Origin of the sequence: Leifsonia poae (assembly GCF_050632865.1) — a bacterium.
Taxonomy (GTDB): domain Bacteria; phylum Actinomycetota; class Actinomycetes; order Actinomycetales; family Microbacteriaceae; genus Leifsonia; species Leifsonia poae_B.
Window position 1 is genome coordinate 274,787 of sequence record NZ_JBODSA010000002.1, and the last position, 19,410, is coordinate 294,196.

Annotated in this window: 18 protein-coding genes, 1 tRNA gene and 1 pseudogene; 7 read left to right on the forward strand and 13 right to left on the reverse strand. The window is 68.6% G+C overall.

Translation table 11 applies throughout. The features are described 5' to 3' along the window. Positions 1-188 precede the first annotated feature (188 nt). Positions 189-2,438 carry an McrB family protein gene (locus tag ACRAWB_RS08520; RefSeq protein WP_431352950.1) on the forward strand — a complete coding sequence of 750 codons (2,250 nt, stop codon included), beginning with the start codon at positions 189-191 and terminating at the stop codon, positions 2,436-2,438. Beyond that, on the forward strand, positions 2,428-3,654 hold the full coding sequence (locus tag ACRAWB_RS08525; protein WP_431352951.1) for an McrC family protein: 1,227 nt from the start codon (positions 2,428-2,430) through the stop codon (positions 3,652-3,654). Before ACRAWB_RS08520 ends, ACRAWB_RS08525 begins: the two co-directional genes overlap by 11 nt. 420 nt (positions 3,655-4,074) lie before the next feature. On the opposite strand, the gene ACRAWB_RS08530 is transcribed toward ACRAWB_RS08525, so the two are convergent. The 6 genes from ACRAWB_RS08530 to ACRAWB_RS08555 form a co-directional block, all read right to left on the reverse strand. Beyond that, positions 4,075-4,947, reverse strand: coding sequence for an HNH endonuclease (locus tag ACRAWB_RS08530; RefSeq protein WP_431352952.1), 873 nt, complete (start codon positions 4,945-4,947; stop codon positions 4,075-4,077). A 214-nt stretch (positions 4,948-5,161) separates the two neighbouring features. Beyond that, positions 5,162-5,233: transfer RNA gene (locus ACRAWB_RS08535), tRNA-Arg, on the reverse strand. A 182-nt stretch (positions 5,234-5,415) separates the two neighbouring features. Then, on the reverse strand, positions 5,416-5,766 hold the full coding sequence (locus tag ACRAWB_RS08540; RefSeq protein WP_431352953.1) for a hypothetical protein: 351 nt from the start codon (positions 5,764-5,766) through the stop codon (positions 5,416-5,418). Between the two features lie 304 nt (positions 5,767-6,070). After that, on the reverse strand, positions 6,071-6,586 hold the full coding sequence (locus tag ACRAWB_RS08545) for an HNH endonuclease (protein ID WP_431352954.1): 516 nt from the start codon (positions 6,584-6,586) through the stop codon (positions 6,071-6,073). A gap of 344 nt (positions 6,587-6,930) precedes the next feature. Further along, complete coding sequence (locus ACRAWB_RS08550; protein WP_431352955.1) at positions 6,931-7,833, reverse strand: C40 family peptidase; 903 nt, start codon at positions 7,831-7,833, stop codon at positions 6,931-6,933. Positions 7,834-8,055: 222 nt separating this feature from the next. Then, positions 8,056-8,748, reverse strand: a complete 693-nt coding sequence (locus ACRAWB_RS08555; protein ID WP_431352956.1) for a metal-dependent transcriptional regulator — start codon at positions 8,746-8,748, stop codon at positions 8,056-8,058. A gap of 131 nt (positions 8,749-8,879) precedes the next feature. Between ACRAWB_RS08555 and serC the strand changes: the two genes are divergently transcribed. Continuing rightward, on the forward strand, positions 8,880-9,995 hold the full coding sequence (gene serC, locus ACRAWB_RS08560) for a phosphoserine transaminase (protein ID WP_431352957.1): 1,116 nt from the start codon (positions 8,880-8,882) through the stop codon (positions 9,993-9,995). An 8-nt stretch (positions 9,996-10,003) separates the two neighbouring features. Beyond that, positions 10,004-10,159, forward strand: a pseudogene (locus tag ACRAWB_RS08565) (DUF2530 domain-containing protein); the annotation flags it as partial. Here the strand turns inward: ACRAWB_RS08565 and ACRAWB_RS08570 are convergent. After that, a complete protein-coding gene (locus tag ACRAWB_RS08570) occupies positions 10,088-11,047 on the reverse strand; it encodes a DUF3027 domain-containing protein (protein ID WP_431352958.1) in 960 nt (319 codons plus the stop codon). The pseudogene ACRAWB_RS08565 and the gene ACRAWB_RS08570 sit on opposite strands and share 72 nt — an antisense overlap. Next, positions 11,040-11,420, reverse strand: coding sequence for a cold-shock protein (locus tag ACRAWB_RS08575; RefSeq protein WP_018191747.1), 381 nt, complete (start codon positions 11,418-11,420; stop codon positions 11,040-11,042). Before ACRAWB_RS08575 ends, ACRAWB_RS08570 begins: the two co-directional genes overlap by 8 nt. A 54-nt stretch (positions 11,421-11,474) precedes the next feature. Here ACRAWB_RS08575 and ACRAWB_RS08580 point away from each other — a divergent pair, with 54 nt between their 5' ends. Next, complete coding sequence (locus ACRAWB_RS08580) at positions 11,475-11,768, forward strand: hypothetical protein (protein ID WP_431352959.1); 294 nt, start codon at positions 11,475-11,477, stop codon at positions 11,766-11,768. A gap of 383 nt (positions 11,769-12,151) precedes the next feature. Here ACRAWB_RS08580 and ACRAWB_RS08585 read toward each other — a convergent pair whose 3' ends face one another. Continuing rightward, complete coding sequence (locus tag ACRAWB_RS08585) at positions 12,152-12,316, reverse strand: hypothetical protein (RefSeq protein WP_431352960.1); 165 nt, start codon at positions 12,314-12,316, stop codon at positions 12,152-12,154. A 207-nt stretch (positions 12,317-12,523) separates the two neighbouring features. On the opposite strand from ACRAWB_RS08585, the gene ACRAWB_RS08590 reads away from it, so the two are divergent. Both ACRAWB_RS08590 and ACRAWB_RS08595 read left to right on the forward strand, forming a co-directional pair. Beyond that, positions 12,524-13,669, forward strand: coding sequence for a helicase-associated domain-containing protein (locus tag ACRAWB_RS08590; protein ID WP_431352961.1), 1,146 nt, complete (start codon positions 12,524-12,526; stop codon positions 13,667-13,669). 213 nt (positions 13,670-13,882) lie between these two features. Further along, entirely contained in the window at positions 13,883-15,529 is a 1,647-nt protein-coding gene (locus ACRAWB_RS08595) for a DNA repair helicase XPB (RefSeq protein ID WP_431352962.1), read from the forward strand. A gap of 126 nt (positions 15,530-15,655) precedes the next feature. On the opposite strand, the gene ACRAWB_RS08600 is transcribed toward ACRAWB_RS08595, so the two are convergent. From ACRAWB_RS08600 to ACRAWB_RS08615, 4 genes are read right to left on the reverse strand one after another with little or no spacing between them, the layout of a single operon-like run. Continuing rightward, positions 15,656-16,525, reverse strand: coding sequence for an aminoglycoside phosphotransferase family protein (locus ACRAWB_RS08600; RefSeq protein WP_431352963.1), 870 nt, complete (start codon positions 16,523-16,525; stop codon positions 15,656-15,658). Continuing rightward, positions 16,512-17,282 carry a pyrimidine reductase family protein gene (locus tag ACRAWB_RS08605; protein WP_431352964.1) on the reverse strand — a complete coding sequence of 257 codons (771 nt, stop codon included), beginning with the start codon at positions 17,280-17,282 and terminating at the stop codon, positions 16,512-16,514. Before ACRAWB_RS08605 ends, ACRAWB_RS08600 begins: the two co-directional genes overlap by 14 nt. Then, positions 17,275-18,219, reverse strand: coding sequence for a dihydropteroate synthase (gene folP / locus ACRAWB_RS08610; protein WP_431352965.1), 945 nt, complete (start codon positions 18,217-18,219; stop codon positions 17,275-17,277). The genes ACRAWB_RS08605 and folP overlap by 8 nt, the downstream gene beginning before the upstream one ends. Next, positions 18,173-19,393 (reverse strand): NAD(P)/FAD-dependent oxidoreductase, encoded by a 1,221-nt coding sequence (locus tag ACRAWB_RS08615; protein WP_431352966.1) that lies wholly within the window; start codon positions 19,391-19,393, stop codon positions 18,173-18,175. The genes folP and ACRAWB_RS08615 overlap by 47 nt, the downstream gene beginning before the upstream one ends. Between the last annotated feature and the right edge of the window lie 17 nt (positions 19,394-19,410).

Below are 19,410 nucleotides of genomic sequence, written 5' to 3' on the forward strand. Positions count from 1 at the left end.
CTCCCTCATCCGGCCTGTCGACCTCAAAGCGGCGTGGGCGACTCAAGTCCGCCGAATATGAAATCATCACCAAGGGCGCACCCGCGACCCAACCGACCGGTTTATTTACATCCGCAGCGGTCCCCTACGACAAACCCCGCCCCGAGCCGAAACGGACGTGGGCGGTCCCGCGCGAGAAGGAGCGATCGATGAAGACGCGACTGCATGGCGAGAGCGCCATAAAGGTCTATGAGGCCCTGGACGCCTTTCGGGAAACCTCGCTTCGCGACCTGAGGTCGAGTTTTCTTCCCGCCAACGATCCCGATGCTTCCCGGGTATGGACGGCCGATTCCGCGGCAGAGCTCACTCGCGATTTCGTCGAGAGCCCGGATGAGAGCAAACGTTCCTTCATCGCGAAGCTCGGTGACCAGCTGAGGGGCGTATCCCGGCCGGCGGGGCAGCTCTTCGAGGAGCTGGCCTGGCTCCACCTCGTCATCGCGTCCCCGACGAAGCAGGGCTACGGGTCCAAACGAGAACTTCTGGACCAGATGGCCGAACTGGGAAGCGCGGTCGGTCCGAGCGGCATCTTCGATCAGGCGCTCCACGCGGGCCTCGCCGCGCCCGGAACCTCCTTCTTCACCCGTCGGCCGAATCAGCTCTGGCTGCTTGTGCGCTTCGCCGCCCGATGGACGTCCGCGTCCGCAGAAGATCGTGGCATTTGGCTGCGCGACCCGCTCGCGTTCCGTGCGATGGTGTTTGAGCTCGACGGGATTGCGGACCAGACCCAACGCCACGCCCTCCTTCATCTCGTTCATCCAAACTATTTCGAGGACATGGTCAGTCAGTATCACAAGCGAGAACTGGCCGACCTTGCCGAAGAGGGTGAACGTGGCCTCAACGACGACGAGACGATCGCGAATGTCAGGAAGCGTCTTTCGCCCACCTACGGCACCGACTTCTCGTTCTACACCCCGGAGGTACGCCCACTCTGGCAACCGCAGAACGAGGCTGCCGAAGGCGATGCTCCACAGGGCGATGGCGGCTCGCCGGAGTCGGCCACAACCAGCGAGCTTGAGCCGGTGTCGCGCGGGGCATGGCTCATTCGCGGCGCGGGCGGCGAAAAGGTGCCCGCATGGCTGAGCCAAGGCATCTGCGCGATCGGATTCGCCGACTCATTCCCGTTCCCAGTGAAACCAGGTATGAGCCGGGACGAGCTGCGCAGTCTTTCAGAGGAGGCCGGAGTCGACACGACGACCGGCACCTACAGCGCCGAACTCGGCCAGGTCTGGCGATTCGTCAACAAGGTCGAGATCGGGGACTACGTGATCACCGTGAACGGTCAGGACGTCTACCTCGGTGTCGTCAACTCACCACCGGTGGACCGCGCGGCACGCACGCGAATCGAGACCATTCGGTCGGTAGAGTGGTTGAACGCTGAGCAGCCGATCCAGCGGCGAACCATCGCCCCGAGCCTCCAGTCCCGGATGAAAACACTGCTCACGGTTAGCCTGATCACCTCGGAGATCGAGGAGCTGGAACGCTGGGTCAACGGGCGCACCTGGGACGAGCCCGCTTCAGCGCCGCAGGCCCGAGAACTCACGTTGCCGCGCGCGACCCGCGCCCTCGAGCACGATCTCCTGCTCCCTCAGTCGTGGCTGACCGACGTCATCGAACTGCTCGAGGAGAAGAAGCAGATCGTGCTCTATGGGCCGCCCGGCACAGGAAAGACATTCCTCGCTCAGGCGCTCGCCGATCACTTCGCGAACGGCGGTGGGGCCTCGGAGCTCGTGCAGTTCCACCCCTCCTACACCTATGAGGACTTCTTCGAGGGATATCGTCCTGTGCCCGGAACGTCGGGCCGAGTCGACTTCCAGATCAAGCCGGGCCCGCTGCGCCGCATCGCCGAGGCAGCTGCCGCCGCGCCCGACACACCGCATGTTCTCATCATCGACGAGATCAACCGCGCCAATCTCGCCAAGGTCTTCGGCGAGCTGTACTTCTTGCTTGAATACCGTGAGCGGCCGATCAGCCTCCAGTACTCCGAGATGGAGTTCACGCTGCCGGCGAACCTCTACATCATCGGCACCATGAACACCGCCGACAGGTCGATCGCGTTGGTCGACGCCGCCATGCGACGACGCTTCTACTTCGTTGAAATGGCGCCTGCGGCTGCCCCGGTCAGCGATGTCCTGGCCAAGTGGCTCGCTCAAAACGGAATGCCCGACGAGCCCGCGCACCTCCTAGCCGAACTGAACAGACGGCTTGGCGATCCGGATGTTGCGATCGGCCCCAGTTATCTGATGACTCCAACCGTCATGGATTCCGGTCGCCTGGAGCGCATCTGGGCTCACGCGATCCTGCCTCTCCTCGAGGAACGCTTCTACGGCACCGGGGAGGACCTGGACAGGTTCTCGCTCAACGCCGTGCGCGCGGGGATCCGCAACGCTCATGAGGATTGACCTCGCCGAATGGGAAACGGCCCACGGCGTCGAACTGTCGCCGGAAGCACTACAACTCATCGCCCGCACGCGCATGTTCAGCGTCCGCCCGGACGTGGCTCGCCCTGGTCGCTGGTCCATCACGGCCAGTCAGTTCGTCGGCACGACGCGCTTCGATGATCTGAGCGTCCGCGTGAGGCCGAAGATCCGGCCACACCGGCTGATCGAGTTGCTGGTCTCGTCGATCGATCAGATCGCCTGGGATCAGAGGGACGTCGAGTGGGCCACGTCCGAGGATCTCGTGCCGACCATTGCCGGAGCGTTCCTCGCCGCCGCGGAACGCGCCCTGCACGCCGGCATCCTTCAGGGCTACTTCACCGAGGAAGCGGACCTCTATGCGGTCCGCGGACGCATCGACCTCAGCCGGCAGCTGGCCCGAAACCCAGGCCTGCCACTTCCTATCGCAGTCAGCTACGACGAGTACTCGACGAACGTCATCGAGAATCAGCTCCTCGCGGGAGCCGGGCGGCTGCTCCTCCGACTGCCGGGTGTGCCGGCCGCGCTGCTCGCCCGCCTGCGTCGACTCGAATACCAGCTGATCGACGTGGTGCCGACCCGACCATCCCCATCGCCGCCCGCTGTCCACTGGACCCGCCTCAACCTGCGCTATCGGCCGGCGGTCGCCCTGGCACGGATCATCCTTCGATCGGGCTCCCTGATGTTCGAAGAGGATGGATCGACGGCTGCGTCGGGCTTCATGGTGGATATGAACCGAGTCTTCGAGGACGTGGTGGGCCACGGTTTGCGACAGGCGTTCAAGGACAGCGACCTGACCGTCGACCTGCAACGCTGGGACGACCTCGACACTTCCGGTCACGTGCAGATTCGTCCCGACATCACGATTCGCCGAGGGCCTCGTGTGGTCGCGGTCGCCGATGCGAAGTACAAGCGTGTCTCCGCACAAGGCCCGTCGCCGGACAACGTGTATCAAGCGCTCGCATACGCAGCCCGGTACCACGTGTCGGAATGCACGCTCATCTACCCCGAGCGGCCGCCGTACGACCGCGTGGAGGTCAACGACATCAGTGTGGAGCTGGCCTCGCTCGAACTCGACCAGCCGCGTAGGGAAAGGACTGCTGCGCTGCAGGAGCTAGCGGGGCGCCTGGTGTCCGGCTCGCAAGCGCTCACGTCGACTTCTTCCCCAGTCCAGGCGCACCCCCTCCCACCACCCCGCTGACGCGCGTGGTGTAAGTCGCTTGTCCCTGTTACTGGCGACAACCTTGCGCCGGTGTTCATCCCGATGCGGATACCACGTGGACCCGTCGGTGGGGCCGTGTCCAAAGCGTGCGCGACCGCGTGTACGAAAGATTCGACGGTAGGGAGCTGTTCGTTGCCCATGGAGGCAACCTTCCTGGGTTTCGTGGAAGCGGGCGGTGAAGCGTGCCGGGCCGGCGGCGAAGACGCGACCCACGAAGATTTCCAGCTGATCGAATGAGCCGAGAGCGTCGAACATCACAGAAGCTGGTTCCTCGCTTCGCACACCGTACAGGTATGGGCGGCCATCGGTTCCGGACCTGACGCTCGACCCGGAGACCGAACGATGAAGGAATGCTCTCCAGCTGACCACGCATGCCACCCGGGCATCCGGTCAGAACCGCTAGACCTTCTTGAAGCCTCGCTTCCACGACCAAGCGAGACCCTCCTCATGAGGAAGCTGGGGTAGGTGGCTCAAGTCGGCTCGCGTGATCTGAAGGTCCTCAAGGGTTGTGCGCTCTGGCGTAACCACCCGGTAGTTTCCGGGCGCAATTCTCCATAGGCCTGCGTCAAATGCGAGATGGTGATTCGCGCACAGCGGCAAGCCGTTTCTTGGATCGTCTGCACCCTTTGCCTTCTTCGGGACAATATGGGCCGCTGTGATCAGCGCCGGCTCTCGAACGCCGCAGACGGCACACCCTGCACCGTACATGCGCAGTACCTCAAACTTGAAGCGCTGTTGATTCGGACGTTTGCGGATAATGGCCAGCCCTCGGTCATCCCTAGACTCGAAGAGACTGAAATTTACCTCATCAACGGGTTCTGAGCTAGCAACCTCATCAATAAAAACCACGAGGAAGATGCGCGCTTCGTCATCAAAGTCTTGAATGTATGCAAGCCGCAACGTACGGGATCGAGAATCCTTGCTACCGAGGATCACGAACAGAGGCATGCTGTGTTCATATGCTGCCTTGGCCGAAGCGACCTCGGCTTCGTCATGCCGGCCGATGCGCTTTGTCAATGGGTAGTGGTAGATGAGGCCGTCGTCAGATAAGTCGTCGTTGTAGCTAGCGCCGTTGTGTCGCAATGACAAGGCGAGCCCATCTCCCCCAAGCTGCGCCTTGGAGTTCGCTGCATCCCTGTAGATCCCTGCCTGGCCCGCGTAAAGCCCGAGACGTCGAACCGCGCTGGAATCCACCTCCGGCAAAGCGAGCACTTGTTCCCACAAGTCTCTGCGCCGCCCCAACTCGTAGACAATCCGCTGCTGCACTTCCACGGGTTAAGCATGCATTACTCGTTGACGAGTGGAGTGGTCACTCAGAGGCTGAATTACGATGCCAGTGCTTCCCGCCGCCCCCGCCCTGTAAACACAGCCGTCAAAGCGTTCAGATGGCCCGCCAGATTTGCGCAATCTAGACAAGCGATGTCGGTCAAGCCGGGGATCACAGCCAAGATTGGTTCCGCCCGGGCGTTCCGCATCGCCTCTAAGGTGCCCCTGGAGGGACTCGAACCCCCAACCGTTTCCTTAGGACGGAACTGCTCTTCCATTGAGCTACAGAGGCTGGCCCGGCAAGTCTACCGAAGGGCGGGCGCCCGAAGGGCCCGCGCCTAACCCTGCGGCGAGCAGTTCGTTCTTACGCCGCGCTTCCGCGTACTCGCCTGGTACGACGCCACCTGTGGAGCCATCCGCGTTTCGTGGCCGCACCGTGTTGCGATCGCGACTCCCCGCAACCCGGTCCGCCCGCTAGCAACCCCCGACGAGTGCAATTTCGGCGTTCGCCTTCTCGGTCATTGAAGAGGCATCCGTTACGAACGTGGTCCCTGCATTCACGGACTGAGCGAGGTATAGCTGGCTAGCAGAGGCGAGGCTCTTTTCGGCTTGGCGCATATAGCCGTCAGCGGTCTTGTAGTGCGCGGAATCCGCCTGGCAGAGAGTCAGCGAACGGTTGGCAGCAGCAAGCTGCGCCTGCGCGTCCTGCAGCTGCGCCGCAGACTCGGTCGCATGCGAGGTGGCGTTCTTGACCTGCCGATGAAGATCCGCCGCAGTTTGGGTTGCGCTGTTCAGGCCAATGCTCAACGCGATGACAGCCGCCAAGAGAACCACACTGAGACTGCCGAGGCAGAGGACCCACACTCGCGTCCGTGAGCGTGACGGGACGGATTCCTCCGCGGGATTCGTCACGGGGGAATCTACTACCAACGTGGAATCGGTCACGGATGTCTCCTGCAGATGATCGAAAGCAGCCCGAGGCATTCGGGCGACCTGGTCCACGATGACAGATCAGAACGCCCGCGATCGCATGCCCGCTTCCCCCTAGGTGGGTCAGAATGTCGCTGAGCGAATGTCGATACCAGACCAGATGATCGCGATTACCCGCGCGTGACCGGCCGGTCGCCCCTCACCCCGCCAACTGCAGCTCGTGCCGCCTCCACGGCTCCGTGTACTCGTCCCAGTTGGGGTCGCTCCAGCGCATCGAGATCAGGGCCGCCATGTTGAGGTGGGGCTCCTTCAGCTCGAACGGCAGCTTCCAGCCCAGGTCCGCCAGCAGCCGGTCCGACTTGATGTTGTTGCAGCGGAAGCACGCGATCACCACGTTGTCCCACGTGTGCGTCCCGCCGCGCGCCCGCGGGATGACGTGGTCGAGGGTGTCGCCGAACTTGCCGCAGTACGCGCACACGTGGCCGTAACGCTCCAGGGCGCTCTTGCGCGTGAGCGGGATGCGGCGGTGCGGGACGCGGATGTACTGGTTCAGGAGGACGACGCTCGGGGCATCCAGGACCAGGGATCGGCTGTGCAGTTGCGCGCCGGTCCCCGCGACGGTCGAGGCTTTGCCGGCGAGGACGAGCATGACCGCCCGCCGCGTCGAGATCACGCCGAGCGGTTCGTAGCTGGCGTTCAGAACCAGAGTCTTCATCTGCGACCTTCCGGGAAAAGGTGAGAGCTGGAAAAACGGCAAACAAAAAGGGCACTGTCCGTGCGGACAGCGCCCAAGGTGGCGGCGGCATGGTGGTGGCAGGCCACATGGTGGCGGTGGCAGGCCTCGACATGGTGGCGGCAGGCGAGGAAATCTTGGCCGCGCTCGTCCCATCCGGTCGCCCTCAGCGACCCGGCGGAACGACTTCCGGCCATCGGATCCTCCGAATTCTTAGCTGCGACGAGGCAGCTCAGAACGCAAGAATAACCCAGAAACGGCGCGCCTCTTAATCGAGGCGCGCCGTTCCTGGCTGTGGTGCGAAGTGTTTACCGGACGGAAACCGGTCAGATACCGAGACGGACGATGTAGTAGTTGCTCGTCCAGATCGGGCGGATCGAGATCGAACGGCCCGTGTCGGGCGCATCCATGATGTTGCCGTTGCCGGCGTAGAAGCCGTCATGGCCGGGCATGATCACCAGGTCGCCGGGCTGTGCGTCCGCGATCGAGATGCGCTTGCCCATGGCGGCCTGGCCCGACACCGAGTGCGGGAGGTTGATGCCGAACTGGGCGTACACGTACATGACGTAGCCGGAGCAGTCGAAGCCCGCGGGGCTGGCGCCGCCGTAGACGTACGGGGTGCCGATGTACTGCTGGGCGACCGAGAAGACCTGCGAGAGGCTGAAGTTCGGGTATGGCGGGTTGGCCAGGAAGTCGGAGACCGACGGACCGGTCGCGGAGGCGCTGCTGTAGTTCGCGAGCTGCACGGCGGCCTGGCGGCGGGCGGCCTCGGCGGCTGCCGCAGCGGCTTGGGCGGCCTTCTGCGCGTCCAGCTGCTCCTGCGTGGTCGCGGAGGCGGCATCGCGGTTGACGGCGGCGGAGGCGACCCCGCCGACCTCGACGGTCTGCGACTGCGCCTTCTTCATGGAGTCGGCGGCGCTGGGGCCGAAGCCCGCGCGGTCGGCACCGTTCGGGTTGAACGCGAAGGCGGGGAGCGCCATCGTACCAACGAGACCCGCGGCGACGGTGATGACCGCGGCGTTCAGGATCCAGCCGCCCTTGCGCTTCTTCTTCGGCTGCTGCGCAGGCGTCGAACCGGTGCGCGTCGCGACGGCGCCACGGGCCGGCGACGTCGCCGGGGTGGACGCGGGCGCGCTCGTGCGCAGGGCGCGACGGTTGGCGGGGGAAGTGGGGCTCTGGTCCGGGTTCGTGCGGTCCTGGTCGGGACCGGGCGTGCTCGAAACTGCCAAGGTGTGACCTCCAGCGCTCCGGCAGCACTAGGGTTGCTGCCCCCGTCCCAAGCTGGGTGGCTTCGGCTTCACGGATCGTGAGACGGGTTCAAAGGGGGTGGAGCGTCACGACCCGGGGTCCTGATGGGCCGGCTTCTGGCCCGTTCGGACTCGTAAGAGACTACGGGACCGCCTCGCGTTTGTCACACGTTTGGCGGACTTTTTAACGAATCGGTAACGGAGTCAGGCGTCGACGAAGATGTGGGCCGCGAGCTCGTTCGGCAGCTCCAGGCCGGGCTCGAAGCCGTCGATCTGGACGGCGACGTACGAGCCAGCAGGAGAGAAAGTGCCGGTCGAGCCGGGAATCACGCCGGCCTGCTTGAGCTGCAGCAGCAGCTCGGGGTCGACCTGGGCCGGCTCGCCGAGGCGGCGGATCTTCGCGGTGACGGCCGCGTCGTTGCCGCGGACGACGTCGACGAGGTTGATCAGACTCTCAGTGGATGCGGAGGTGTCGGGCGCTCCGAGTTCGCCGAGACCCGGGATCGGGTTGCCGTACGGCGACTCCGTCGGGTGGCCCAGCATCGTCAGCAGCTTGCGCTCGACCTGCTCGCTCATCACGTGCTCCCAGCGGCACGCCTCTTCATGGACGTACTCCCACTCCAGCTCGATGACGTCGCTGAGCAGGCGCTCGGCCAGGCGGTGCTTGCGCATGACGTGCACGGCCTTGCGGCGGCCCTCGTCGGTGAGCTCGAGGTGGCGGTCGCCGGAGACGACGACGAGGCCGTCGCGCTCCATCCGGCCGACGGTCTGGGAGACGGTGGGACCCGAGTGGCCGAGACGTTCCGAGATGCGCGCACGCAGGGGGACGATGTTGTCCTCCTCCAGCTCCAGGATCGTGCGGAGGTACATCTCGGTCGTATCGATCAGATCGGTCATGAACCCCTCCACGTGACGGCGTGCGAATGCCGGATATCAGCCTACTTGCTACGGATGACAGGCAGGCACAGGCGGCCGCAGGACCACCCCGCGCGCCGTCCTGGGTCTTCAACAGCCAATACACTTCCTTTATGCCGGACGTCACGATCCCCTCTGAGCTGCTGCCCGCCGACGGTCGATTCGGATGCGGACCCTCCAAGGTCCGCCCGGAGCAGGTCGCGTACCTCGCCGGTCCCGGCTCCGCGCTGCTTGGGACGTCCCACCGCCAGGCGCCGGTCAAGAACCTGGTCGGCCGCGTGCGCGAGGGCCTGGGCGAGCTGTTCCGCCTGCCGGAGGGCTACGAGGTGGTCATCGGCAACGGCGGCTCGACGGCGTTCTGGGATGCGGCCGCCTTCGGCCTGATCGAGAAGCGCAGCGAGAACCTGGTGTTCGGCGAGTTCGGCGGCAAGTTCGCCAAGGCCGCGAAGACGCCGTGGCTAGAGGCTCCGCACGTCCTCGAGGCGCCGGGCGGGTCGCGCAGCGAGGTCGAGGTCGTGGAGGGCGTGGATGTGTACGCCTGGCCGCACAACGAGACCTCGACCGGCGTGATGGCCCCGGTGCGCCGCGTCCACGGCGACGCGGGCGCGCTGACGGTGATCGACGCGACGAGCGCGGCCGGCGGCGTGGACCTGGACGCGAGCGAGGCGGACGTCTACTACTTCGCCCCGCAGAAGAACTTCGCCTCGGACGGCGGCCTGTGGCTGGCCCTCTTCTCCCCCGCCGCGCTGGAGCGTGTCGAGCAGATCGCGGCGAGCGGCCGCTACATCCCCGAGTTCCTGAGCCTGAAGAACGCTGTCGACAACTCGCGGCTCAACCAAACGCTGAACACCCCGGCGATCTCGACGCTGGTGCTGCTCGAGAACCAGGTCGAGTGGATGAACGGCAACGGCGGTCTCGCCTGGGCCGACGCGCGGACCCGCGAGTCGTCGGGCGCGCTGTACGAGTGGGCCGAGTCGGTCGACTACGCGACGCCGTTCGTCGCGAACCCGGACCACCGGTCGCAGGTCGTCGTCACGATCGACTTCGACGACGCCATCGACGCGGCGGCGGTCGCCAAGACGCTGCGCGCCAACGGCGTGGTCGACACCGAGCCCTACCGCAAGCTCGGACGCAACCAGCTGCGGGTCGCGACGTTCACGGCCATCGAGCCGTCAGACGTCCGCGCGCTGATCGGCTGCATCGAGTACGTGGTCGAGCGGCTGGGCTGAGCCGGCCCATGCGCCTCTGGCTGCGCGACGACGAGCGTCGGCCCGATCCGGTCCCCGCGAAGACGGACGACCGGCGGGCCGTGCTGGTCGGGCTAGGCCTGTGGGTGGTCGCCCTCGTCGTCCTGCTCATCGTCGGCGTCCCCAGCGGCACCTGGCTCTGGACGGTCATCGTCGGACTGGTCCTCGGCGTGCTCGGGATGGGCTACCTCACCATCAGCCGCCGGCGCTGAGTCGTCGGACTCTTCGTCGTCTTCTTCGGAGTCTTCCTCGTCGTCCGAGTCGTCCTCCGGATCGGCGAGCGCGGCGGCCTCCTCGGCCTCCAGGTCGAGGTCGGGGTCGACGTCGGTCACCTCGTCGAAGTCGACGTCGACGCTGTCAATGTCCACGCCGTCGAGGTCGTCGTCAGCGTGGAGGTCGTGCACGTCCGCGTCGTCCTCCGACTCGTCGAAGGCGTCGTCGTCCTCGTCCTCGTCGTCGTCATCCTCGGACTCGTCGACGTCGGACTCGTCGTCCTCATCGTCGTCGTCGCCGGACTCCGCCTCCTGCGCAGCGATCGCCTCCTGGGCGGCCTGGTACTCGGCGAGGCGTTCGGACCACGGCACCCAGTCGGGCGCGAGCAGGGCGCCGTCGCCGGGCATGAGCTCGGCCTCGAGCACGGTCGGCTCGTCGGAGTCGTCGGCCCGGCCGATGGTCACGGTCCAGTGCCAGCCGGGGTAACCGGCGAGGCGCGTCTCGAAGAGCAGCGACAGGACGCCGGGGCCCTCCACGACGTGACCGAGCGGCGCGCCGATGGTCGCCTCGGGGGTGATCTCCTTCAGGCCGCTGAGCGCGAGCGGGACGGCGGCGAGCAGTTCCTCGTCGGCCACGAGCACGGGCACGGGCTGGGACTCCGGCTCGACCTCGACGGCCGCCTCGACCGCCTCGGACTCGACGAACGCGTCAGACCCCTCCGACGCGACAGGCGCGTCCGCGCCCTGGGGCTCGACCGTCTGGTCGGCGCCCTCCGGCTGCTCGCCCTCCGGCTGCTCCGTGTGCTCGTCCTGCTCAGGCATCCAGATCGTCCGCGACCTTGCGCAGCACGGCCGCGATCTTCGCGCCGTGCGCCTTGTCCGGGTACTTGCCCCGGCGCAGGTTGGCGCCGATGCCGTCGAGGAGCTTCACCAGGTCTTCGACGATGATCGCCATGTCGTCGGCTGACTTGCGCTTCATCTTCACCAGGCTCGGCGGAGCCTCCAGCACGCGCACGGACAGCGCCTGCGCACCGCGCTTGCCGTCGGCGATGCCGAACTCGAGGCGGGTTCCGGCCTTGACGACGGCGCCGGCGGGCAGCGCCGAGGCGTGAAGGAAGACCTCCTGGCCGTCATCGGAGCTGATGAAGCCGAAGCCCTTCTCCTCGTCGTAGAACTTGACCTTGCCGGTTGGCATGGGAACCTCACTCCTTGGGGGATCGAATGACCAGCCTCAATTATCCTTGATTTCGTGACCCAGCAGACCCCGCCGCCGGCATCGCGGCTCCAGCGCATCCTCGCGTACATCATCGCCGCGTTCGTCATCGTCTCCCTGGTCTGCATCGCGGCCATCCTGATCGGCACCGCGACGGGCCAGTTCGCGCAGCAGGGATCGGGTCAGGGCCTCTGGCCGACGGTCTTCTTCTTCCCGCTCGTGGCACTGCCGATCGCGTTCGTTCTGATCATCGTGCTGCTCATCGTGAGCGCCCGGCGCAACCGCGCGGCGAACCGGGCCAACGCCGTCGACCCGAAGGGCCGGCGCTAGGCGGAACGCCCGGCGGTTCGGCGGATGACCACCACGCTCGCTCTCGCAGCCCGGCTGCGGGGGCTGGACGACGCCGTCCTCACCGAGACGCTGCGCCGCCGCTCCTACCGTCGCACGGGGATCGCCGACTTCTTCGATCTGGCCGACGCGCTCCTCGACGCCGACTCGCTGCAGCGCGCCCTCGCGCCGCTGGACCGCGTCCACCTCGGTGCGCTGCTCGTGCTCGGACGCGCCGCGACGCCGCTGACCGCCGCCGAGACGGCCGCGCTGCTCGCCGCCGAGCCCGCAACCGCGCAGACGGCTCCGGAGGATGTGCGCGTCGCACTCCGGGAGCTCGCCGACCTGCTCCTGGTGGAGCCCGCGGAGGATGACGCGTACGGCGTCTACGACGCGGTGGCCGCGCAGCTCGACGCGTGGCCGTCGCAGGGGCTGCCGTCGCCGGCCGACCTGCTCGGCACTCCCCCGCCGCCCGCGCTCGCGCCGGTGCCGGACACCGAGCGCCGCTTCACCGACCGGCTCGCGGCCGAGCGCGCGTTCGAGTCCGTCACCGCGGTCTCGGAGTTGCTGGCCGAGCTCGGCCGCGAGGGCGCCCGCCGGCTGCAGAAGGGCGGACTGGCGCTCCCGGCCGTGAAGCGCCTGGCCGAGGCCCTGTCGCTGGAGGCCGACCTCGTCCCGGTCGCGCTGTCCGCCGCCGAGCGCGCCGGGCTCGTCGCCGTCGAGGATGGGATGTGGCTTCCCACTGAGGCCGCGTCCGCGTGGGGTCACTCCCCACTCCCGCACGCTGGCGCGCGCTCGCGGCGGCCTGGCTGGATGCGCTGCCCGGCGACGTCCGCGCGCTGCTCGCCCTGCGCAGCCGAGCCGCCTGGGGCGACAGCCTGCGGGAGCACGTCGCGTGGCTGTATCCCGCCGCCGTCGAGGAGGCGCAGGAGCGTGTCGACGCCCACACCCGGCTCGCGGAGTGGCTGGGCGTCACCGCGCACCAGGCCCCGAGCTCGGCGGGGACGGCCCTCGTCGAGAAGGGCCCGGACGCGGCGACGGAGGCGATTGCGGCGCAGTTCCCGGCCGAGGTCGACAAGGTGTATCTGCAGCACGACCTCACCATCGTGTCGCCCGGGCCGCTCGCGCCCGAGATCGAGTCCCGGCTGCGCGGGATGGCCGAGGTGGAGTCGCGGGCGCTGGCGTCGACGTTCCGCATCTCGGCCGCGTCGGTCGACCGCGCCCTCACGGCGGGCGAGACGGCGGACGGCATCCGCGACTTCCTGGCCACCATCTCGCTGACCGGGCTGCCGCAGCCGGTCCACTATCTCATCCAGGATGCGGCCGAGCGGCACGGACGCGTGCGCGTGCACGAGGTGGCGGGCGCGGAGGGCGTGCGTTCGGCGGTGCGATCGGAGGACGCGACGCTGCTGCGGACCATCCAGGTGGATCAGGCGCTTGGCTCGCTGCGCCTGGCGCCGGGAGCGGACGGGGAGCTGGTCAGCCGGTACCCGCGCGACGTGGTGTTCTGGGCGCTCAGCGACGCACGGTATCCGGTCGTGGCCGAGGATGCGGACGGCAACGAGGTGACCCTCCGGCGCCAGCGCATCGCGCATCCCTCGGCGGCTTCTGAGCATGATCGCGATGCCGAGCTGGTCGAGCGACTGCGGCAGGCGGAGGCGGAGGCCGGGGACGACACCGGCGAGCGCTGGCTCGCCCGGCAGCTCGACCTCGCCGTGCGGGCGCGGCAGCCGATCGTGATCGAGGTCGCGATGCCCGACGGCCGGGTCGTGGACTACCTCCTCGAGCCGACCGGCGTCGGCGGCGGCCGCCTGCGCGGGCGCGACCGGGCGGCGGACATCGAGCGCACCCTCCCGCTCTCGAGCGTCCGCGGGGTGCGCCCCGCTCCCGAGTCCGCCTCCTGACCCGCGGCGCTGCGACCCGCCTCCCCTATCCATCCCGCCGAAGTGCAGCTAGTTGCGCAGTCAGGCGGCGTGTCGACCGCAACTAGCTGCACTTCACCGCGTGGTCGTCTTCTCCGCCGAGGTGCAGGTTGTTGCGGCGTCGGGCGCCATGTCGATCGCGAGAAGCTGCACTTCGGGAAGGATCCACACCGGCAGGGCGTAGGGTTGGCAGTTATGTCGGATGGCCCCCTGATCGTTCAGAGCGACCGCACCGTGCTGCTCGAAGTGGCGCACGCCGAGGCGGAGGACGCGCGGCACGATCTCGCGGTCTTCGCCGAGTTGGAGCGGGCGCCCGAGCACATCCACACCTACCGCATCACGCGTCTCGGCCTGTGGAACGCGCGCGCCGCCGGCCACACCGCCGAGGACATGCTCGGGACGCTGGAGCGGTACTCGAAGTTCCCCATCCCGCAGACGGTGTCGGTGGATGTGACGGAGACCGTCGCGCGCTACGGCCGCCTGGTCATCGAGCGGGACGACGAGGGGACGCTGCTGCTGCTGCGCTCCGCAGATCTGGCGGTGCTGACCGAGGTGGCGAGCGCCAAGCGCATCTCCCCGCTGCTGCTGGAGCGCCGCGACGACGAGACGTTCGTCGTCGAGGCGTGGGCGCGCGGGCAGCTGAAGCAGGAGCTGGTCAAGCTCGGCTGGCCGGCCGAAGACCTCGCCGGTTACACCCCGGGAACCCCGCACGAGATCGGGCTGAAGGAGGACGGCTGGGCGCTGCGCGACTACCAGCGCAAGGCCGTCGGCAACTTCTTCGACGGCGGCTCCGGCGTCGTCGTCCTTCCCTGCGGCGCGGGCAAGACGCTCGTCGGCGCCGGGGCGATGGCGACCGCGAAGACGACCACGCTCATCCTGGTCACCAACACGGTGTCGGCGCGGCAGTGGAGGGACGAACTGCTGAAGCGGACGACGCTGACCGCGGAGGAGATCGGCGAGTACTCGGGGCAGGTCAAGGAGGTCAAGCCGGTCACGATCGCGACCTACCAGATCCTCACGGCGAAGCGGAAGGGCGAGTACGCGCACCTGGCGCTGCTCGACGCGCTCGACTGGGGTCTCGTGGTCTACGACGAGGTCCACCTGCTTCCCGCGCCCGTGTTCAAGCTGACCGCGGAGCTGCAGGCGCGCCGCCGGCTCGGCCTGACGGCGACGCTGGTGCGCGAGGACGGCCGCGAGGGCGACGTGTTCAGCCTGATCGGCCCCAAGCGCTTCGACGCCCCGTGGAAGGAGATCGAGGCGCAGGGCTTCATCTCCCCCGCCGCCTGCTACGAGGTGCGCGTCGACCTGCCCGCGTCCGACCGGCTCAGCTACGCCGCCGCCCCCGACGACGAGCGCTACCGTCTCGCGGCGACGGCGCCGGCGAAGCTGGACATCGTGCGTCAGCTCGTCGACCGGCACGAGGGCGAGCGCATCCTGATCATCGGGCAGTACCTCGACCAGATCGACGAGCTCGCCCAGGCTCTGGACGCGCCGCAGCTGACCGGCGCGACCCCGGTGGATGAGCGGGAGCGGCTGTTCCAGGAGTTCCGCGACGGCCGGACGAAGGTGCTCGTGGTGAGCAAGGTCGCGAACTTCTCGGTCGACCTGCCCGAGGCGACGGTCGCCATCCAGGTGTCCGGCTCATACGGCAGCCGACAGGAGGAGGCGCAGCGCCTCGGCCGCCTGCTCCGCCCGAAGGAGTCGGGACTGTCGGCCAACTTCTACACGCTGGTCGCGCGCGACACAGTGGACCAGGACTTCGCGCAGAACCGCCAGCGTTTCTTGGCGGAGCAGGGGTACTCATACACGATCCTGGACGCGCACGCGCTGCAGGCGGCGTAGGAGCCGCGCCGCCGCTGTGCGGATCAGACGCCGAGGATTCGTGACGAATGGTCGTTATGAGCGTTCCGTAGCGACCATTCGTCACGAATGCCCGGAGGCCAGGGACGGCGAAGGCGGGCGCGCGCGTCAGCGCAGGATGCGCGCGAGCGTCGCTCGCGACTCCGCGTCGGCGGGGCGGTCGCGCACGGTGATCGCGGCCTTCCACAACGCCCAGCCGCGGGCGCGCGCCCACGTCGCCTCGTCGAGTCCGACCGTCGCGACGAAGGCGTCGCGGGCCGCGTCGTCGAACATGGTCCACGCCGGGACGAGGTCGCACGCCGGATCCCCGACCCCCGACGTGCCGAAGTCGATCACCGCGGACAGCGCGCCGCCCTCATCCACGAGCAGGTTGCCCGGCGCCACATCCCCGTGGAACCACACCGGCGCCCGGTCCCAGCGCGATGAGGTCGCCGAGGCCCACAGCGAGCGCGCCCGCGACGCCTCCGGCCCCAACAGCGCGAAGGCAGCCAGCGCCTCCTCCTCGTACACCTCCGGCGGCGCGCCCCGGAAGAAGTTGTGGGTCCCCGGCCCCGGCGCGCCCTCGGTCCGTGCGCCCCGCAGCGCGACGAGGAACCGCCCGATCGCCGTCGCGAGCCCCACATCCTCCGATACGTCCCCGCGCAGCACGACCGGCGTACCGGGCAGCCAGCGGTAGACCGACCACGGGAACGGGTACGCCTCCCCCGGCGCCCCGACCGCCACCGGCGAGGGGATGGACACCGGCAGCAGGTCCCGCAGCACCGGCAGCCAGCGCTGCTCCTTGGCCACCTGCTCCACGTACCCCTCGGCGCTGGGCAGCCGGACGCTCAGCTGGTCGCCCAGCCGGAAGGTGCGGTTGTCCCAGCCGTCGTGCTCCACCGGCCGGATGGGCAGCTCCCGCCACTCGGGGAACTGCTCGTCGACCAGCCGGCGCACCAACGCGGCGTCGATGTGCGGCCGCAGTTCAGGCGCGGACATACCGCAGCAGCAGCGTGTCGTCTCCCTGGAGGGTGTGTGCGAGCCGCAGGCCGAGCGGCACGAGGGGCGCGGCGCCGGTCGCGATGCGGGACGACGTCCCGGCCTCCAGCAGCGGGCTCATCGTCAGGCACAACTCGTCGACCGCGCGAGCGGCGATGAGGTCGGCGAACAGTCGCGGTCCGCCTTCGCAGTGGATGCGCGTCAGCCCGCGCTCGTGCAGCACGGCGAGTCCCCGCTCGGCCTGCACCCGCTCCCGCCCGCACACGACGACGTCGGCGACCTCGGAGAGCGCGTCGCGCGCCTCCGGCCGGGACAGCTCCGTGGTGAGGATGATCGGCCGCTCCGGCGCGTCCTGGAAGATCGAGCTGCGGGGGTCGAGGTCCAACCCGGCCGAGACGATGGCGAAGACGGGATGCGGGGTCATCCCGGCGCCGCGACGCGCATACTGAGACGCCACATCCACCCGCATCGCGCCGTAGCCCTCAGCGCGCACGGTGCCCGCGCCGACGAGCACGACGTCGCACAGCCGGCGCAGGATGCCGAACACGCGCCCGTCCACCTCGTTCGACAGCGCGCCCGACAGCCCCTGGTGCGTCGCCGCGCCGTCCACGCTCGACACGAAGTTGACGCGCAGCCACGGGTCCCCCGCGCCCTCCACATACAGCGCCGTGATCTCGTCGTCGGTCAGCGCGGTCTGCGAGGGCAGCGGCGACAGGCGGTGGATGGCCGGCACGTCCGCCGGGGCGGTGTCACTCATTCGCGTCTCCCATGTTGTGCTTGAGGTAGGCGGGCTCGCGCAACCCGAGCACCGCCTCCGTCATGCGCACGGCGGCGACGGAGGCGCGCACGTCGTGCATCCGCACGATACGCGCCCCATTCATCACGCTGATCACGGCGGCGGCGAGCGACCCCTCCAGCCGCTCGCTGCGCGGGGCGTCCAGCGTCTCGCCGATGAAGTCCTTGTTCGACACCGCCGCGAGCGTGGGGAAGCCCAGGTCGGCGATCTCGCTGAGCCGACGGGTCAGCTCCAGCGAGTGGAGCGTGTTCTTGTTGAGGTCGTGACCGGGGTCGAGGATGATGCGCTCCTCGGGCACGCCCGCCGCGACCGCCCGGTCGACCCGATCGCGCAGGAAGGCCGACACATCCGCCACCACGTCGCCGTACTGCGGCCGCGGGAACGGCCGCCGCGGCTCCGCCAGGCTGTGGGTGATGACCAGCGTCGCGTCGCTGTCCGCGACCACGCGCGGGAGCTCCGGGTCGCTGAGGCCCGTGGTGTCGTTGATCACCGTCGCGCCCGCCTCGATCGCGTGCCGTGCGACGGTCGAGTGGAACGTGTCCACCGAGATGACCACGTCGGAGCCGGCTCTCAGCGCGGCGACGACCGGCACGACGCGCTCCACCTCCTCCTCGACCGGGATGGGCTCCCCGGGCGCGAAGGGGGCGCCGCCGATGTCGACCCAGTCGGCACCGAGCGCGACGGCCTCGAAGCACGCGTCGACGGCGCGGTCGAAGGCGTACGTGCGGCCCTGGTCGAAGAAGGAGTCGGGGGTGCGGTTGACCACCGCCATGACGGCGACCTGCTGCGAGAAGTCGAAGGTGCGGGCGCCGATCGTGCGCACCGGGATGCGCAACGGCGGCAGGTACGGCTCAGACCGCTGCAAGGTCGACATCCCGGTCGGCGAGCCGGTCCGCATCCACGCGCTCGCCCGAGCGGATGAGGCGCTGGATGTCGTCCTGCACGTCCCAGACGTTGACGTTCATGCCCGCGACCACGCGATCGCCGCGCAGCCAGAAGGCGATGAACTCGGGCGCCTCGACGTCGCCGCGGTAGACGACCCGCGCGTCCTTCGTGAGGGGCACGTAGCCGGAGTACTCCATGCCCAGATCGTATTGGTCGGAGTAGAAGTACGGGATGTCGTCGTACGACGCCCGCTCGCCCAGGATGGCGTGCGCGGCCACCTTCCCGGTCGTGATGGCATTCGCCCAGTGCTCGCTGCGGAGGTGGCGGCCGAGCGCCGGGAGGAAAGGGTTCGCGACGTCGCCGACGGCGTAGACGTCCTCGATGCTGGTGCGCATCCCCCTGTCGGTGAGGACGCCGTCCGCGATCCGGAGGCCCGAGCGCTCGGCGACCTGGATGTTCGGCGCGGCGCCGACCCCTGCGACGACCACGTCCGCCGGGATGCGCTCCCCGCTCGCGAGCACCACCACCTGCTCCTCGCCGCCGTCGACCCCGACCACCTTGGCGTCATTGCGGAAGGCGACGCCGTTGGCCCGGTGCAGCCGTTCGAAAATGCCGCCGAGCTCGCGCCCGAGGGCGCCGCTCAGGGGCACGGCGGAGCGGCCGATCACGGTCACGTCGTTGCCGTACCCGCGCGCGGCGGCGGCGACCTCCATCCCGATCCAGCCCGAGCCGACCACGACCACACGGCGGCCGCCGACCTCCAGCGCCGAGCGCAGCCAGGCCGAGTCCTCGCGCGTCCGCAGCGGGAAGACCGCGCCGTGGCCGCTGCCGGGGACGCCGAGGGGACGCGCGCTCGCGCCGGTCGCGATCACGAGGCTGTCGTAGGTGATGCGGGCACCGTCCGAGACGAACAGCTCGTGCGCGGACGGCTCGAACGACCCCGCCTCGACGTTCGGGACGAACTCGACGTGGTTCTCGGCGTACCAGGCGGCGGGATGCACGTCCGCCTCCTCGATGCCGGCGTCGCCCTTCAGGAACTCCTTGGACAGCGGCGGGCGGATGTACGGATGGTGCTCCTCCATCCCGAGGAGCAGGATGCGGCCGCCGAAGCCGCTCCCTCGCAGCTCCTCGGCGACGGTGGCCCCGGCGAGGCCGGCGCCCGCGATGACGACGGTGGGGTTCGACATGCTCTCAGCATCCACTG

Bases quoted from the DNA above. Each gene is read 5' to 3' on its own strand.
- ACRAWB_RS08615 (WP_431352966.1), bottom strand. From the start codon at position 19,393: ATGTCGAACCCCACCGTCGTCATCGCGGGCGCCGGCCTCGCCGGGGCC.
- ACRAWB_RS08555 (WP_431352956.1), bottom strand. From the start codon at position 8,748: ATGACCGATCTGATCGATACGACCGAGATGTACCTCCGCACGATCCTG.
- ACRAWB_RS08595 (WP_431352962.1), top strand. From the start codon at position 13,883: ATGTCGGATGGCCCCCTGATCGTTCAGAGCGACCGCACCGTGCTGCTC.
- ACRAWB_RS08600 (WP_431352963.1), bottom strand. From the start codon at position 16,525: ATGTCCGCGCCTGAACTGCGGCCGCACATCGACGCCGCGTTGGTGCGC.
- ACRAWB_RS08570 (WP_431352958.1), bottom strand. From the start codon at position 11,047: ATGCCTGAGCAGGACGAGCACACGGAGCAGCCGGAGGGCGAGCAGCCG.
- ACRAWB_RS08545 (WP_431352954.1), bottom strand. From the start codon at position 6,586: ATGAAGACTCTGGTTCTGAACGCCAGCTACGAACCGCTCGGCGTGATC.
- ACRAWB_RS08605 (WP_431352964.1), bottom strand. From the start codon at position 17,282: ATGAGTGACACCGCCCCGGCGGACGTGCCGGCCATCCACCGCCTGTCG.
- folP (WP_431352965.1), bottom strand. From the start codon at position 18,219: ATGCGGACCGGCTCGCCGACCGGGATGTCGACCTTGCAGCGGTCTGAG.
- ACRAWB_RS08575 (WP_018191747.1), bottom strand. From the start codon at position 11,420: ATGCCAACCGGCAAGGTCAAGTTCTACGACGAGGAGAAGGGCTTCGGC.
- serC (WP_431352957.1), top strand. From the start codon at position 8,880: ATGCCGGACGTCACGATCCCCTCTGAGCTGCTGCCCGCCGACGGTCGA.
- ACRAWB_RS08525 (WP_431352951.1), top strand. From the start codon at position 2,428: ATGAGGATTGACCTCGCCGAATGGGAAACGGCCCACGGCGTCGAACTG.
- ACRAWB_RS08520 (WP_431352950.1), top strand. From the start codon at position 189: ATGAAGACGCGACTGCATGGCGAGAGCGCCATAAAGGTCTATGAGGCC.